This window comes from Bacillus fungorum (genome assembly GCF_002746455.1).
GTDB classification, from domain to species: domain Bacteria; phylum Bacillota; class Bacilli; order Bacillales; family Bacillaceae_G; genus Bacillus_A; species Bacillus_A fungorum.
Genome location: NZ_NWUW01000005.1, coordinates 1 through 16,062, shown reverse-complemented (window position 1 = coordinate 16,062; position 16,062 = coordinate 1). Strand labels below are relative to the sequence as shown.

Sequence of the window (16,062 nt, the reverse complement as noted above, 5' to 3'; positions counted from 1 at the left end):
CTTAACGATTTATTTTCGCTATTCTTTGGCAAATTCCTTCCTATTCTTTCTTATTTTACCGTTTCCTATTTTGTTATGCCACCTTTCGATTTCACCTTTCTAAAAAAATGAACTATAATGAAAGCCGGCAAACACGTACGAAGGGAGTAACAGTATGTTAAAAATTTTTTCAACTCAATTAAGTGGTTATTTCTCCAGAGTTTCTCAAAAAGAGGAAATGAATATAGAAGATAGCGCCCGTCTACTTGCTCAAGCATTAGTTGGCGAAGGTTTCATTTATCTACATGGTACAAATGAAATGGAGGGCGTTGTTGCTGAAGCACTGTTCGGGGCTGAACCAATGAAGCAAGCAAAACGATTATTTGAAAATGGTAAAGAAGTAGAAGTAACTTCTGCAGATCGTGTACTTCTTATTAGCCGTTTTTCAACAGATGAAGAAGTTGTAGCAACAGCAAAAAAACTTCAAGCAGATGGACACTCTATTGTCGGCATCTCTGCTATTCAAGAAGGTACTGAATCACTAGAACAATATACAGATGTACATATTGATACAAAGCTGTTAAAAGGTCTTATTCCAGACGATGAAGGTAATCGCTACGGATTCCCAAGCTTAATGATAGCTCTATTTGCATATCACGGAATCAAATTTACAATCGATGAAATGTTAAATGAATATTAAAAAAAGCGCCCTATTTCAGGCGCTTTTTTTATTACTTGCTCTCTTTATTCGTAATAGAAGCTCTTACGAAGTCATGGAACAATGGTTGTGGGCGGTTTGGACGAGAAACTAGTTCTGGGTGGAACTGTGCTGCCACGAACCAAGGGTGATCTTTTAATTCAATGATTTCAACTAGACGACCATCTGGGCTTGTACCAGAGAATACAAATCCTTCTTTTTCCATATCCGGACGGAATTGATTATTGAACTCATAACGATGACGATGACGCTCATATACAACTGGCTCATTGTAAGCACTGTATGCATTTGTTTCTTCAGCAAGCTTACATGGGTATAGACCAAGACGAAGTGTACCACCTAAGTCTTCTACATCTTTTTGTTCTGGTAATAAGTCAATGATTGCATAAGGTGTGTCAGGATTAATTTCAGAAGAGTTAGCTCCTTCTAATCCTAATACGTTACGTGCGAATTCGATTGATGCAAGTTGCATACCTAAGCAAATTCCTAGGAATGGAACTTTATTTTCACGAGCATATTGAATTGCAACGATTTTACCTTCTACACCACGATCACCGAAGCCACCTGGTACAAGAATACCATCTGTGTCTCCTACTAATTCTTGTACATTCTCTGCTGTTACGTGCTCAGCGTTTACCCATTTCACTTCTACATCTGTGTCGAATGAATAACCCGCATGACGAAGTGCTTCTACAACAGAAATGTATGCATCTTGAAGCTCTACGTATTTACCAACAAGTGCGATTTTCGTTTTCTTAGAAAGGTTACGTACTTTATCAACTAGCGCAGTCCACTCTGTCATATCTGCAGCTGGATTGTCTAATTTTAAGTGATCGCAAACGATTTGGTCCATATTTTGCTCTTGAAGAGATAATGGCACCGCATATAAAGTATCTGCATCGCGTGCTTCGATAACTGCTTTTGTATCAATGTCACAGAATAATGCAAGCTTGTCTTTCATATCTTGAGAAACAGGCATTTCTGTACGAACAACGATAATGTTTGGTTGAATACCTAAGCTGCGAAGCTCTTTTACACTATGTTGCGTTGGTTTTGTTTTCATTTCACCCGCTGCTTTTAAGTACGGGATTAATGTACAGTGAATGTACATTACATTGTCACGACCGATGTCGCTCTTAATTTGACGGATTGCTTCTAAGAATGGTAGAGACTCGATGTCACCAACAGTTCCACCAATTTCTGTAATAACAACATCCGCGTTTGTTTCGCGACCAGAACGGTATACGCGCTCTTTAATTTCGTTAGTAATGTGAGGAATAACTTGAACTGTTCCTCCTAGGTATTCACCACGACGCTCTTTTTGAAGAACTGAAGAGTAAATTTTACCTGTTGTTACGTTGCTGTATTTGTTTAAGTTGATGTCGATGAAACGCTCATAGTGACCAAGGTCTAAGTCAGTTTCTGCACCATCATCTGTTACGAATACCTCACCGTGTTGGTATGGGCTCATAGTCCCTGGGTCTACGTTAATGTATGGATCAAACTTTTGAATCGTTACGTTTAAACCACGATTTTTTAAAAGTCTTCCAAGAGATGCTGCTGTAATACCTTTTCCTAAAGACGATACTACACCGCCTGTTACAAAAATATACTTAGTCATGAAAAAGCTCCCTTCTATTTTGCTGTTATATAATCACCGTTGCAAAGCGCAACGTATGTAGATAACACTGTATCCATATTATTGTTAGACTCTTTTTATTTTCTAAACAAAAAACAAAAAAGAAAATTGCTCCCCTCATCACATAAAGTAATAAGTAGGGAGCAATTTTCTTTTATATTTACACTTTAAAAGTATTATCGTCCTTTTTTAAAGAGCCCAAAAATGATTCTACATGGACGATAATGAAAAGTCAAGAACTACAGTTCTTCCTCTTCTTCTTCAGTTTCATCGTACTCAAGTTCTTCTTCAGCGAAGTCATCATCTTCATCTTCATCTAAATCATCAAGATCATCGTCGTCTCCGTCTTCTTCTTCAAGAACCTTGTCCAAATCTTCTACATCTTCATCTTCATTTCCATCTGCATCGTCGAAGTCTTCATCTTCTTCAATGTAGTCGTCAAAACCGTCTTCTTCAACTTTACGTTTCTTCTTCGGTTTTGGTTGAGGTAAGATTTCTTCATCAATTTGCTCATATGGGTACCAGCTGCGTAGCCCCCAACGATTTTCTCCTAAATTAATGAAACGTCCATCGATGTTTAAGTCTGTATAAAATTGTGCGAGTTTCGCATTAACTTGCTCTTGAGATAGTCCCAGCACTTGAGCGATTTCTTGAACCAACTCGTTGAATGTCGTTGCTTGTCTTTTATCCCCTAAAACGCTATGTACAACTTCAATCATTGAACATTCTTTTAGCTCTTCTGGTGAATATTGCTTAAAATTCACTTATGCGGCACTTCCTTTCATCAAATATAACCTTATATATAACGGTCTGCTTAAAAAAATCCATACTATTCATTATAAACAAAAGTCGCACAAATATGCTACAAAAAAAACGGGAAACTTTATACAGCAATAAAATTATAATTTGTCCCTTCCTTATTTCGGAAGCATATGGGCTCCTTGCAGCACATACCTAATTTGCATTTCTGTATATTCTTCGAGCGTATATAGTTTTTGCAGCGCCCAACGTCTAAATCCCCACATCTGTCCTTGTATAAAAATATTATGTGCAAGAAGCTGTATTTCTTTTTTATTTAATGTAAATGTTCCATTTTCCGTACATTGTTCTAAAATGTCCTCGAACATTCCTACCATTTGAAACTCTTTTTCTAATACGTACGGGAGTGATTCCTTCGGTAAAAAGCGTACCTCTTGATACATTATTAATACTTCTTCCTGCAATTCGTCCATCACTTTAAAGTAATTCGTTATTGCTACCTTTAAACTTTCTATACTCCCTTTTTCTGTACAAACTACTTTCTCTAATCTTTCTTTTACATGTTCATAAATACTATCACAAACTAAATACAAAACATCATCTTTTGTGCGAATATACTCATAAAGTGTTCCGATACTAAACCCAGCAGCCTTTGCAATCTCTCTTGTTGTTGTACGCGGAAATCCTTTTTGCTTAAACAATTGCACCGCACCTTTAATCATTTGTTCCCGTCTTAATGCGACTAATTTTTCATCTTTCACGGATGCCTGTACATTATGTTTAACCATTCCCTTCACCTCTCTCTATTATTTTTTGGAAGGAAAAAGCGTAGGAAAATACCTACGCTTTTGACCCTACTTCGTTAACATACGAGAAATTACGAGCCTTTGAATCTCTTGTGTTCCTTCATAGATCTGTGTAATCTTTGCATCTCGCATATAACGCTCTACTGGATAATCTTTCGTATAGCCGTAACCACCAAATACTTGTACCGCTTCCGTCGTCACCTTCATCGCTGTATCTCCTGCAAATACTTTTGACATCGCTGACTCTTTCCCGTACGGAAGACCTTCCGATTCAAGCCAAGCCGCTTGGTATGTTAGAAGACGCGCCGCCTCCACATCCGTTGCCATATCTGCAAGTTTAAAGCCAATCCCTTGCTGCGCTGCAATCGGCTTCCCAAACTGATGACGCTCTCTTGCATATTCTACAGAAGCGTCTAAAGCCCCTTGTGCAATACCGACCGCTTGTGCCGCAATACCATTACGACCACCATCTAATGTTTGCATCGCTATCTTAAACCCGTGTCCTTCTTCCCCGAGTAAATTCTCTACAGGAATACGGCAATCTTCAAACATAATTTCAGTTGTTGGTGAAGAGCGAATCCCTAACTTACTTTCCTTCTTCCCAACTGAAAATCCTGATGTATCACTTTCCACAATAAACGCGCTCGTACCGCGCTGCTTCGATTCAGGATCTGTTAAAGCAAAAACAACATAAATATCGGCAATACCGCCATTTGTAATAAATATTTTCGATCCATTTAAAATGTAATGGTCTCCATCTCTTTTTGCGATCGTCTTCATTCCACCAGCATCCGAACCAGATCCTGGCTCTGTTAAGCCGTATGCACCAATTTTCGTTCCTTCAGCCATCGGTCGTAAATACTTCTGCTTTTGCTCTTCTGTTCCAAATTTAAAAATCGGCCATCCAGCAAGTGAAGTATGCGCAGATAGTGTTACACCTGTAGAAGCACATACGCGTGATAATTCTTCAATGGCAATTACATAAGCTAAGTAATCGCTTCCAATTCCGCCGTATTCTTCAGGCCACGGAATGCCGGTTAAACCAAGCTCTGCCATTTGATCAAATAGTGCACGATCAAATCTCTCTTCTTCATCACGTTCAGTTGCCGTCGGTGCTACTTCGTTCTTAGCAAAATCTCGAACCATTTTTCGGATCATTTCATGTTCTTCTGATAGTTTAAAATGCATTCCCGTCTCCTCCTTGTTCTTTTATAAAGATCGACTAATAACAAGTTTCTGTATTTCACTCGTTCCTTCATATATTTGCGTGATTTTCGCATCACGGAAAAATCTTTCTACTGGATAGTCTTTCGTATAACCGTAACCACCAAATACTTGCACCGCTTCAATCGCAACTTCAACTGCTGTTTTAGAAGCAAATAATTTCGCAATAGATGCTTCTTTACCGCATGGTAATCCTTGTGCTCTTAGCGATGCAGCTCTATATACGAGTAATCGCGCTGCTTCTACACTAGTTGCCATATCTGCAAGTTTGAAGCCAATCCCTTGCTGCGCCGCAATTGGCTTCCCGAATTGCTCTCGTTCTTTTGCATAATCAATTGCACAGGCAAGCGCCGCTTCAGCAATCCCTAAAGCCTGCGCACCAATTCCAATTCGTCCAACATCTAAATTCGCCATCGCTACCTTAAATCCTTGTCCTTCTTCACCAAGTAAATTCTCAGCCGGCACTTTCATATCTTCGAACGTAAGTTGTACTGTGCGAGAACCGAGAAGTCCCATTTTATGCTCGTCTTTGCCGATAATTAAGCCCGGTGTATCTTTCTCTACTATAAATGCAGAAATCCCACTTTTTCCTGCCTCTGGATTTGTAGAAGCGAATACAATATATGTACTTGCTTCACCGCCATTTGTAATGAACACTTTCGATCCATTAATAATATAATGATCGCCTTTCTTCACAGCTCTTGATTTCAAACTTCCTGCATCTGATCCTGCATTTGGTTCTGTTAATGCAAATGCACCTAAATATTCACCAGTCGCAAGTTTAGAAACATATTTCTGCTTCTGTTCTTCTGTTCCAAAATATAAAATCGGGTTCATTCCAACTGACGTATGCACAGCTAAAATTACACCAACTGTTGCGCTTACCTTTGAAATTTCCTCAATCGCTAAAATGTAAGAAATAAAATCCATCTCTGCCCCACCGTATTTTGCAGGCGCTGGAATTCCCATTAATCCAAGCTCACCCATCTTCTGCAAAATCTCTTTTGGGAACACCCCTTGTTCCATACTAGGAACAAAGGGAGCAATTTCCTTCTGTGCAAAATCTCGAACCATTTTCCTCATCATTTGCTGCTCTTCATTAAAACGAAAGTTCATATACTCCGCCTCCATTTGCTATATATCCTTTAAATAATTTGGTAAGACCACTATTTTGTAACAAAGGGGGATTTATTCGTAAACGTAGAAACCACGACCTGTTTTACGTCCTAACCATCCTGCATTTACGTACTTACGTAGTAATGGACATGGGCGATATTTACTATCACCTAAACCTTCATGCAACACTTCCATAATATATAAACATGTATCTAAACCGATAAAATCAGCGAGCGTTAAAGGGCCCATCGGGTGATTCATACCGAGTTTCATTACTTCATCAATCGCTTCTTTCGTCGCTACACCTTCATATAACGTATAGATCGCTTCGTTAATCATCGGTAATAAAATACGGTTCGATACAAACCCTGGGAAATCATTTACTTCAACTGGTACTTTCCCAATTTTCTTCGTAATATCTTCAATCGTTTCATATACCGCATCATCTGTAGCCAAACCACGAATAATTTCAACAAGCTTCATAACCGGAACGGGATTCATAAAGTGCATACCGATTACCTTTTCCGGACGTTTCGTTACCGCTGCAATTTCTGTAATTGGCAGAGATGACGTATTTGTCGCTAAAATTGCGTGTTCTGGAGCGATTTCATCTAGATTCGCAAAGATTTTCTTTTTAATATCCATTTTCTCAACAGCTGCTTCAATAATAAGATCCGCTTCCTTTACACAATCTAAATCAAGCGTTACTGTAAGACGATTTAACGTTGCTTCTTTCTCTTCTTCCTTCATACGTCCTTTTTCTACTTGGCGCGCTAAGTTTTTCGTAATGATAGCCAATCCTCTATCTAATTGCTCTTGTTTTAAATCTTGTACCTTCACATCATATCCTGCCATTGCACATACTTGCGCGATTCCCGATCCCATTTGTCCCGCACCAATTACAACAATTTTTTGTACACTCATTTCTTCTTCCCCCTTAATTTTTAATGAACTATATACCTTCTAATCTTAATTAGTGAACTTCAATCATCACTGCATCGCCTTGACCGCCACCGCTACAAATAGAAGCAATTCCAATTCCGCCGCCGCGCTGCTTCAGTGCATGAATCAGTGTAACGATAATACGCGCTCCACTTGCTCCAATTGGATGTCCCATCGCCACTGCGCCGCCATTTACATTCAATTTCTCTGGGTCAATTCCTGCAATTTCTGTACTTGCAATTGCTACCGCTGCAAATGCTTCATTAATCTCGAATAAATCAATGTCTTCAATTGTCTTGCCTGTTTTTTTCAACAATGCGTTAATTGCATAACCTGGCGTTCTTGGGAAATCTTTAGATTCCACTGCAATTGCTGTATGCGCCAAAATTGTCGCTAATGGCTTTCTTCCTTCTTGCTTCGCTCTGTCTTCGCTCATTAATACAAGTGCAGCACCACCATCGTTTAGTCCTGGCGCATTACCAGCTGTCACCGCCGCTGTCTTATCAAATACAGGTTTTAACTTTGCTAACTTTTCAATCGTTGTATCTTCACGTGGCGCCTCATCCTTTGCAACGACAATAGGATCGCCTTTTCTTTGCGGGATCGTTACTGGCACAATTTCCTCTTCAAAACGTCCTTCTTTATGCGCTGAAACCGCACGCTGATGGCTACGATATGCCCATTCATCTTGTGCTTCGCGAGAAATTCCATCTTCCTTAGCTACTTCTCCGCCATAAACACCCATGTGTGTACCTGAAAATGCGCATGTTAAACCGTCAGCAACGTTTAAATCAATAACTTCGTTGTTGCCCATTCTGTATCCCCATCTTGCTCCGCGTAAAATGTAAGGACTGTTACTCATCGACTCCATACCGCCAGCTACAATCAGTGATTGATCGCCAGTACGAATAATCTGATCCGCTAACGTAACCGCACGAAGTCCTGATGCACAAACTTTATTCACTGTTTCCGTCTGCACTTCCCAAGGGATTCCAGCAGCCCTCGCAGCTTGGCGCGATGGAATTTGTCCCTGTCCACCTTGAATAACCGTTCCAAATATAACTTCTTCAACATCACTAGCCGCCACATTTGCTCTTTCAAGCGCTGCTTTAATTGCAATTCCTCCAAGTTCCGTCGCTTTTACATCTTTCAAAGATCCTCCAAATTTTCCAACTGGTGTTCTTGCAGCACTTAAAATAACTGTTTTACTCATGTTTCTTTCCCCCATTTCATTTTTTAACACTGAGCGCTCGCTCGGTATTCCTACGTTGAGAAGAGGTGCAATCATTGCACCTCTTTCTAAAGTTGTATACATTCTTATAAACTACATCGCTTCTTTTTTCTGTCCGATAACAGATCGTTCTAAAATCTCTGTCACATCAAGAGTTTGAACTTTCTCTTCTACCTCTTTTGCTTTCGTTCCATCACTGATCATCGTTAAGCAATATGGACAACCTGTACCGATAATGGATGGTTGCACAGCTAGTGCTTGTTCTGTACGAGCAACGTTAATACGAGAGCCTGCTGTCTCCTCCATCCACATTAAGCCGCCACCTGCGCCACAGCACATTCCCGTTTCACGGTTACGTGCCATTTCTACAAGGTTCACACCAGGAATCGCTTTCAAAATATCGCGTGGTGCTTCGTATACTTCGTTGTATCTTCCTAAGTAACAGGAATCATGGTACGTAACTGTTTCCTCAATAGCATGAACAGGTTTTAAGCGTCCTTCTTTCACCCACTGAGCTAACAATTCTGTATGATGATAGACTTCTGCTTGCAAGCCAAAGTCTGGATACTCATTTTTAAATGTGTTATAAGCGTGAGGATCGATCGTAACGATTTTCTTTACTCCTGCTTTTTCAAATTCCTCGATATTTTTTGTCGCCATCTCTTGGAAGACAAATTCATTTCCAAGACGACGTGGCGTATCCCCAGAGTTCTTTTCTTTATTACCAAGAATCGCGAATGAAATGCCTGCTTCGTTCATTAACTTCGCAAACGATATCGCAATCTTCTGACTACGATTGTCGTATGATCCCATCGAACCAACCCAGAATAAATATTCGAACTCCTCACCAGCTTTCGATTTTTCTTTTACAGTTGGCACCGTTACTTCATCATCGCCTTGGCGCCACGTTTCACGCTCTTTACGGTTTAGCCCCCACGGATTCCCTTGACGTTCGATATTTGTCATCGCACGCTGCGCTTCTGCGTCCATCTTTCCTTCTGTTAAAACAAGGTAGCGGCGTAAATCAATAATTTTGTCAACATGCTCATTCATAACTGGACACTGGTCTTCACAGTTACGGCACGTTGTACAAGCCCAAATCTCTTCTTCTGTAATAACATCTCCGATTAAACTCGGATCGTAAGCGAGCGTTGTAGCTGCTGATTCTTGTTGCCCTTTCCCAGCTGCCATCATCGCTAACTGATTTCCTTGTGTATTATTAAAAGCAACGACTGGAACCCACGGTGCTTTTGATGTTACTGCTGCTCCTTTATCAGTTAAATGATCGCGAAGTTTTAAAATTAAATCCATCGGCGATAACATTTTTCCTGTACCTGTTGCCGGGCACATATTTGTACAACGACCACATTCTACGCAAGCGTATAAATCGATAAGCTGATTTTGTCTAAAATCTTCGATTTTACCGACACCAAATGTTTCTTGTGTTTCATCCTCAAAGTCAATCTTTTCAAGTTTCCCTGGATTTGAAAGACGACCGAAGAATACGTTAGCTGGTCCCGCAATTAAATGCGCGTGTTTTGATTGTGGAACATAAACTAAAAACGTTAACAAAATTAGTAGATGCACCCACCAAGAGAAATAGAACACAGAAATGGCTACGGTTTCATTTATCCCCGAGAAAACGTAAGCGATTGCAGAAGCGATTGGTTCACTCCATGAAAGCTCCTCGCCGTGCCATATAATTCCCATTCCATTACCGAGTAGCACAGAAATCATTAAGCCACCAATAAAGATAAGAACAAGGCCTGATTTGAAATTACGTTTTAAACGAACTAGCTTCTCAACATAACGTCTATGAAAAGCCCAAAAGACTGCAATTAAAATAACAAGTGTGACAATTTCCTGGAAGAATGTAAATGCAGGGTATAGTGGTCCAAGTGGAAGATGTGATCCTGGTGCGAGTCCTTTCCAAACGAAGTCAATTGCTCCAAATTGGACAAGAATAAATCCGTAAAAGAACATAACGTGAATAATGCCGCTCTTCTTATCTTTCAGCAGCTTTTTCTGACCGAAAACATTGACCTTAAGGAGATCCCAACGCTCTTTAAAACGACGGTCAAATTCAATCTTTTTTCCTAACTGTATGTAGGCCATCCTCGTTCGTATAAGATACACAAACAAATATCCCGCATAAGCAATAACAGCAATGGCAGCCAGCCAATTAATGATCAATAAGCTATTCATTTTTATGCTACCCCTCTCTTTGTAAGCCCTCTTTCTTTTTTAGAATCTTCAAAAACATATAATTTTCTGAATTTTATCCCCTACCTTCATTATATAATGAGTGAGCATTCAGTCAACAGTTTTTTGTTATACAACAACATATTTTTTCATAAAAATGTTTATTTCGGTGAAACTATAAAGTGAAACTTTAATGAGTAAGAAGCTGTTCATTCCCTACTCATTATTAGCCCGCAAGTAACGGAATAAAACGAAAGTTTGATTTATAAAAAACTGATGGTGAAAAGACCGTGAAGGAGGGAATTTACTCATGTTCTTCTTATCTCTCTTGTTAATAGGCAGTGCTCTCTGGATTGTAATCGATCTTTCTTATGGGAGAATTGTTCATTTAAAGCGTGTACGTTCTCGTTCTTTCCCTTTACGTCAAAGTGATTTTCACCTTTATACATACGGAAAAGATTTGTATGACGCCCTATTTACTGATATAAAACAGGCGAAACACCATGTGCACGTTTTATTCTTCATTGTAAAAAACGATAAAATCAGTCGTGAATTTTTAAAGTTACTTATCGATAAGGCAAAGGAAGGAATTGAAGTAAGACTTTTACTCGATCGATTGGGAAGCCACCATTTATCAAATGAGGCAATTCGCTCCCTGCAAAAACATGGTGTCTCTTTTTCATTTTGTCACAAAGTAAAGTTTCCTTTTCCTTTCTTCTCTGCAAATCAAAGAAACCATAGAAAAATTACAGTCATTGACGGGAAAATTGGTTATATCGGAGGATTTAATATTGGTGAAGAGTATTTGGGACATAATGAACGATTAGGATTATGGAGAGACTATCATTTACGTCTTACAGGCGAAGGAGTACAAGATTTACAAAAACAATTTTTACATGACTGGTTTGATGATACAAACCAAAATTTATTGGGTGCTTCTCTTTATTTTCTGAAACAGCAACCGGGTACTATCCAACATCAATTTATTCCGACTGATGGTGCATATTTACAACATACCTTTTTACATTTAATTGAAGGGGCAAAAAAGGAACTCTTTATCGGTACACCATATTTCATTCCTGGAAAAGAAATTATGAACGCATTATTAAACGCACGCAAACGTGGGGTTCAAATTACGATTCTCGTTCCAGAAAAAGCTGATCATGCCCTTGTTCGAGAAGCGAAATTCCCATATTGCCGAAAGTTAATACAAGCCGGGTGTAATATTTACGCATTTCAACAAGGTTTTTTTCACGCTAAAGTTATTATAGCGGACGATTATATTTGTGATATCGGAACTGCAAACTTTGATATGAGAAGTTTATATATTAACCATGAAATCAACTGCATTTTATATGATAAACATTTTATACAAATAGTAAAAAACAAATTCCATGAAGATCTAGAAAACTCATCGTTACTTTCCTTTAAAGATGTTAGCCCCCTTTCTCCTATTGATAGAGGAAAAGAATGGATAGGAACGATACTTTCTTTCTTCTTATAAGAAAAATAATGAATAAAAGGGGTGGATTACATATGATTATGCGGTTCGGATATGTCTCACATGCAATGGCACTTTGGGACTGTTCCCCTGCCAAAACGATGACATTCACAAGCTTTAAAAAACTCAGTAAACAAGAACGAGAAAATAAATTGTACGATGTTACAAGGCAGAATCTTGAGCATACAATACGTATTCTTCATTACAATATAGCGCATGAAATTCCGTTATATCGCATGTCGTCTTCCATTGTCCCACTTGCAACACACCCCGAAGTCGAATTTGATTATATCGGGGCACTTGCACCACTTTGGCTTAAGATTGGAGCATTAATTAAAGAACATAATTTACGAGTAAGTTTTCATCCAAATCAATTTACGCTATTTACAAGTGATAAACCACATATTACAACTAACGCTATTACAGATATGACCTATCATTATAAAGTATTAGATGCAATAGGAATTGCAGATACTTCTTACATTAACATTCATGTCGGTGGAGCCTATGGAAATAAAGAAAAAGCAATTGAACGTTTCCATGAAAACATAAAAAGACTTCCTCCACATATAAAAAAACAAATGACTCTCGAAAACGATGATAAAACATACACAACCGCAGAAACTTTATCTATTTGCCAAAAAGAAAAGATTCCATTCGTATTTGATTATCATCATCACATGGCAAACCTTTGCGAGGAACCGCTAGAAGAGTTACTTCCTGCAATTTTTGAAACTTGGTCACATACAAATATCCCTCCTAAAGTTCACATCTCCTCCCCTAAATCAAAAAAAGAATTTAGAGCTCACGCTGAATATATTGATTTAGAGTTTATTAAACCTTTCTTACACATTGCAAAAAAAATCAATCATAATTTCGATATTATGATTGAAAGTAAACAAAAAGATTTAGCAATGTTACAATTAATAAGCGAATTATCTTCTATAAGAGGAATAAAAAGGATAAAAAGCGTAACGTTACAATGGTGAATTGTAAAATTACGCTTTTTTTTTAAAAGTAACTTTTTATAGTAAAAAACACCCTATTTTATATGCTATTATTGGAATTAGCATTTCCCCCTGTGATTTAACTTTATTGAAACGGAGTCATAATATGATTAATCAAAAAAAATATGTACAATTTGTCATGATATATATAATTATATTTTCTCTTTGGATATTTCTTATTCCTAAAAATTTGAATATAAAAGAACTTGGAATTATTTTCTTGTTTTTTTTCGCTACACTCTTTTCTTGCTATTGCCTATATAAAACAATTAAGAAAATGAAGTACGGTGACAAACTATTTTGGGTTTTAATACTATGCACTTGCCTATGTGGATTAACAATGGAGATAACTTTATTTCTTCATTCACTTTCTATATATGACCAAGTTATATTCTCATATAAAGCGTTGCCCTTTTTCATCGTACAATACATTTTGCTCTTTTCTGGCTTTGCTATAAAGTTCGTAAAACATTACTCTATTAGAGGCCTTGCTCAATTTTCCTTTGATAGCATCTTTATTGTTATTATGAATATTTATTTTACTTTAACTTTTATTTTGGATCTTTCAAGCTTTCGTATGTTAACAACAGATACCTGGGTTTTAATTGGATACTTTATTGCACAATCATTAGTAATTTATGCCGTTATTAGCCTATATAGAAGAGAAGAATATTCTTCTAGCAGAATTTCATTAATTATTGGCTTTACTATCATACTTGTGTACGGATATATACATCTGTTTCAATTAAACGCAGGAATGGAAACTTCTTCTGAAGTCTATTACTTAATACATACTACTTCGATTTTATTAATTGGTTTATCGTCCATACTATACATTTTGGATAAACCAATACAGCATGAAACGAAAACAAAGTATTATCGATTTGATTATGTGCGCTTTATATTACCTTATTTTAGTATAATTATTACTTTTTCTTTTATTGTCTTTCAACCTTGGGATGATAAGTTCATGTTAATCGGTCTCGTATTATCACTCATCTTATTATTCCTACGACAACTTTATATGTGGAAAGATAATCAAGCTCTAATTGATACGTATGAGCAATTGACTACACAACTAGAGGGAAAAGTAGAAGAAGGTGCATCTGCGTTATCAAAAAGTGAACAGCGCTATAAATCTTTATTCGAAGATCATCCCGATGCTGTTTTCTCTTTAAATATGGATGGTATTTTCCAACAATCTAATACAGCTTGTGAAAGCTTATTTACTGCCTACTATTGTGAAGTAGAAAGCTATTCCCTTTTACACTTTATTGACTCAAAAGATCATGATCTACTAAAGAAAGCTTTACAAATAACGAAAGAAGGTAGACCACAAACTTTAGAAGTTCGCACAAAAGAAAAAGAAGGTTACTACTACTACCTTCATATTACGCTCATCCCTATCTTCATAAACAAAGCAGTTGTTGGGATGTTCGGTATAGCACGTGACATTACAACTTTATACGAAAAACAAAAGCAAGTAGAACATTTAGCCTTTCATGACGCACTTACTGGATTACCAAATCGCCGAAAGTTTGAAAAAGATTTAAAAAATATTTTAAATACAGCTCAAACTAGCGCAAATGATGTTGCCGTCATGTTCCTTGATTTAGATCGATTCAAAAAAATTAACGATAGACTTGGTCATGACGTCGGAGACTTATTATTAATGGAAGTAGCAAAAAGGTTACGCGGTTGCTTACGTTCAAAGGATGTCGTTGCTCGCCAAGGCGGAGATGAGTTTACAATTCTATTACCAGATATGTACTCAGAAAAAAGTGCGGCTTTTATAGCTGAACAGATTTTAAATATTTTAAACAAACCATTCTTCATTAAAGATGAAGAACTGTCTATTACACCAAGTATCGGAATTGCCATGTACCCTGATTGTGGAACAGATGTAACAGAATTAATGAAAAATGCTGATATGGCTATGTATCGAGCGAAAGCAAATGGAAAAAACAGATTTGTTTTCTTCTCAAAAGAAATGAGTATCGCACAAAATGAGATTGAATTTTTAGAAGGTGAACTTTCTAAAGCATTACAACAAAATGAATTTTTCCTTGAATACCAGCCACAAGTAAGCACAAAAACAAAAAAAATAATTGGTTTTGAAGCATTGATTCGTTGGAAGCACCCAAAACTCGGCATCGTGTCTCCTGCCCAATTCATTCCTCTAGCGGAGGAAACCGGATTTATTATTGAACTTGGAAATTGGATTTTACGCACTGCTTGTTTAGAGGCAAAAAGATGGCATAATCAAGGTTTTTCTCACTTGAAAGTTGGTGTGAATTTATCTGTTGTTCAATTTAACCATGCAGATTTAATCCCTACTATTTCAAAAGTGTTAGAAGAAACAGAACTAAAACCAGAAGCACTAGATATCGAAATTACAGAAAGTATCGCGATTAATCAAAATCAATCTGTTGTTTCCAAACTAGAACAGCTTCAAAATCTCGGTATTCAAATTTCAATTGATGACTTTGGAACTGGTTATAGTTCTTTAGCTTATTTAACAAAATATCCAATTAACACATTAAAAATTGCTCGAGAATTTATTTGCGGAATTACAACTAGCCCTTTAGAGGAAGCGATTATTTCTTCCATTATTACACTATCAAAAGAACTACATTTAGAAGTTATTGCAGAAGGTGTAGAGACCGAAGAACAATGGAAGTTTTTATATGAGCAAAACTGTGACCACATTCAAGGATTCTTTATTAGCAAACCTGTTTCTAGTAAAGACGTTTGGATGTTACTCCACAAAAAAACAACCGTCTAAGTAAGACGGTTGTTTTTTCAGAGTGTTGAAAAACAACTCTGTCAATACAATTTTTAAATAAAACACTTTAAAAATGTCTCCTTTTCTAGAAGAATAAAAAGAAAGGAGGCGTTTTTATGTTTTATAATCAACAAAATCTTGAGATTACACAAA

Annotated in this window: 12 protein-coding genes; 4 read left to right on the top strand and 8 right to left on the bottom strand. The window is 37.4% G+C overall.

Features of this window, described 5'->3' with window-relative positions; translation table 11 throughout:
- The first annotated feature begins 154 nt into the window (after positions 1–154).
- Positions 155–679: a DUF2529 domain-containing protein gene (locus tag CO726_RS08620; protein WP_098762544.1), complete on the top strand. Its 525-nt coding sequence runs from the start codon at positions 155–157 to the stop codon at positions 677–679.
- Positions 680–710: 31 nt separating this feature from the next.
- On the opposite strand, the gene pyrG is transcribed toward CO726_RS08620, so the two are convergent.
- The 8 genes from pyrG to CO726_RS08580 form a co-directional block, all read right to left on the bottom strand.
- Positions 711–2,318, bottom strand: coding sequence for a CTP synthase (pyrG, locus tag CO726_RS08615; protein WP_099683985.1), 1,608 nt, complete (start codon positions 2,316–2,318; stop codon positions 711–713).
- Positions 2,319–2,575: 257 nt separating this feature from the next.
- A complete protein-coding gene (rpoE, locus tag CO726_RS08610; RefSeq protein ID WP_098759089.1) occupies positions 2,576–3,100 on the bottom strand; it encodes a DNA-directed RNA polymerase subunit delta in 525 nt (174 codons plus the stop codon).
- Positions 3,101–3,253: 153 nt separating this feature from the next.
- The gene (locus CO726_RS08605) at positions 3,254–3,883 is read right to left on the bottom strand and encodes a TetR/AcrR family transcriptional regulator (RefSeq protein ID WP_098759088.1); all 630 of its coding nucleotides are present in this window, start codon (positions 3,881–3,883) and stop codon (positions 3,254–3,256) included.
- A gap of 66 nt (positions 3,884–3,949) precedes the next feature.
- Positions 3,950–5,089: an acyl-CoA dehydrogenase AcdA gene (gene acdA, locus CO726_RS08600; RefSeq protein ID WP_099683984.1), complete on the bottom strand. Its 1,140-nt coding sequence runs from the start codon at positions 5,087–5,089 to the stop codon at positions 3,950–3,952.
- Between the two features lie 21 nt (positions 5,090–5,110).
- Entirely contained in the window at positions 5,111–6,241 is a 1,131-nt protein-coding gene (locus tag CO726_RS08595; RefSeq protein WP_099683983.1) for an acyl-CoA dehydrogenase, read from the bottom strand.
- A 72-nt stretch (positions 6,242–6,313) separates the two neighbouring features.
- Positions 6,314–7,165: a 3-hydroxybutyryl-CoA dehydrogenase gene (locus CO726_RS08590; RefSeq protein ID WP_071757850.1), complete on the bottom strand. Its 852-nt coding sequence runs from the start codon at positions 7,163–7,165 to the stop codon at positions 6,314–6,316.
- 49 nt (positions 7,166–7,214) lie between these two features.
- The gene (locus CO726_RS08585; protein ID WP_136699479.1) at positions 7,215–8,498 is read right to left on the bottom strand and encodes an acetyl-CoA C-acetyltransferase; all 1,284 of its coding nucleotides are present in this window, start codon (positions 8,496–8,498) and stop codon (positions 7,215–7,217) included.
- 9 nt (positions 8,499–8,507) lie between these two features.
- The gene (locus tag CO726_RS08580; RefSeq protein ID WP_097950872.1) at positions 8,508–10,619 is read right to left on the bottom strand and encodes a (Fe-S)-binding protein; all 2,112 of its coding nucleotides are present in this window, start codon (positions 10,617–10,619) and stop codon (positions 8,508–8,510) included.
- A gap of 307 nt (positions 10,620–10,926) precedes the next feature.
- Here CO726_RS08580 and cls point away from each other — a divergent pair, with 307 nt between their 5' ends.
- The 3 genes from cls to CO726_RS08565 all read left to right on the top strand — a co-directional run bounded on the left by cls (position 10,927) and on the right by CO726_RS08565 (position 15,909).
- The gene (gene cls, locus CO726_RS08575) at positions 10,927–12,120 is read left to right on the top strand and encodes a cardiolipin synthase (protein ID WP_099683982.1); all 1,194 of its coding nucleotides are present in this window, start codon (positions 10,927–10,929) and stop codon (positions 12,118–12,120) included.
- 32 nt (positions 12,121–12,152) lie between these two features.
- Positions 12,153–13,106, top strand: a complete 954-nt coding sequence (gene uvsE / locus CO726_RS08570) for a UV DNA damage repair endonuclease UvsE (protein WP_099683981.1) — start codon at positions 12,153–12,155, stop codon at positions 13,104–13,106.
- Between the two features lie 124 nt (positions 13,107–13,230).
- Entirely contained in the window at positions 13,231–15,909 is a 2,679-nt protein-coding gene (locus tag CO726_RS08565; protein ID WP_099683980.1) for a DUF4084 domain-containing protein, read from the top strand.
- Positions 15,910–16,062: the final 153 nt, after the last annotated feature.

Coding starts and splice junctions, on each gene's coding strand:
- CO726_RS08620 (WP_098762544.1), top strand. CDS start 155: ATGTTAAAAATTTTTTCAACTCAATTAAGTGGTTATTTCTCCAGAGTT.
- pyrG (WP_099683985.1), bottom strand. CDS start 2,318: ATGACTAAGTATATTTTTGTAACAGGCGGTGTAGTATCGTCTTTAGGA.
- CO726_RS08605 (WP_098759088.1), bottom strand. CDS start 3,883: ATGGTTAAACATAATGTACAGGCATCCGTGAAAGATGAAAAATTAGTC.
- acdA (WP_099683984.1), bottom strand. CDS start 5,089: ATGCATTTTAAACTATCAGAAGAACATGAAATGATCCGAAAAATGGTT.
- CO726_RS08595 (WP_099683983.1), bottom strand. CDS start 6,241: ATGAACTTTCGTTTTAATGAAGAGCAGCAAATGATGAGGAAAATGGTT.
- CO726_RS08590 (WP_071757850.1), bottom strand. CDS start 7,165: ATGAGTGTACAAAAAATTGTTGTAATTGGTGCGGGACAAATGGGATCG.
- CO726_RS08585 (WP_136699479.1), bottom strand. CDS start 8,498: ATGTATACAACTTTAGAAAGAGGTGCAATGATTGCACCTCTTCTCAAC.
- CO726_RS08580 (WP_097950872.1), bottom strand. CDS start 10,619: ATGAATAGCTTATTGATCATTAATTGGCTGGCTGCCATTGCTGTTATT.
- cls (WP_099683982.1), top strand. CDS start 10,927: ATGTTCTTCTTATCTCTCTTGTTAATAGGCAGTGCTCTCTGGATTGTA.
- uvsE (WP_099683981.1), top strand. CDS start 12,153: ATGATTATGCGGTTCGGATATGTCTCACATGCAATGGCACTTTGGGAC.
- CO726_RS08565 (WP_099683980.1), top strand. CDS start 13,231: ATGATTAATCAAAAAAAATATGTACAATTTGTCATGATATATATAATT.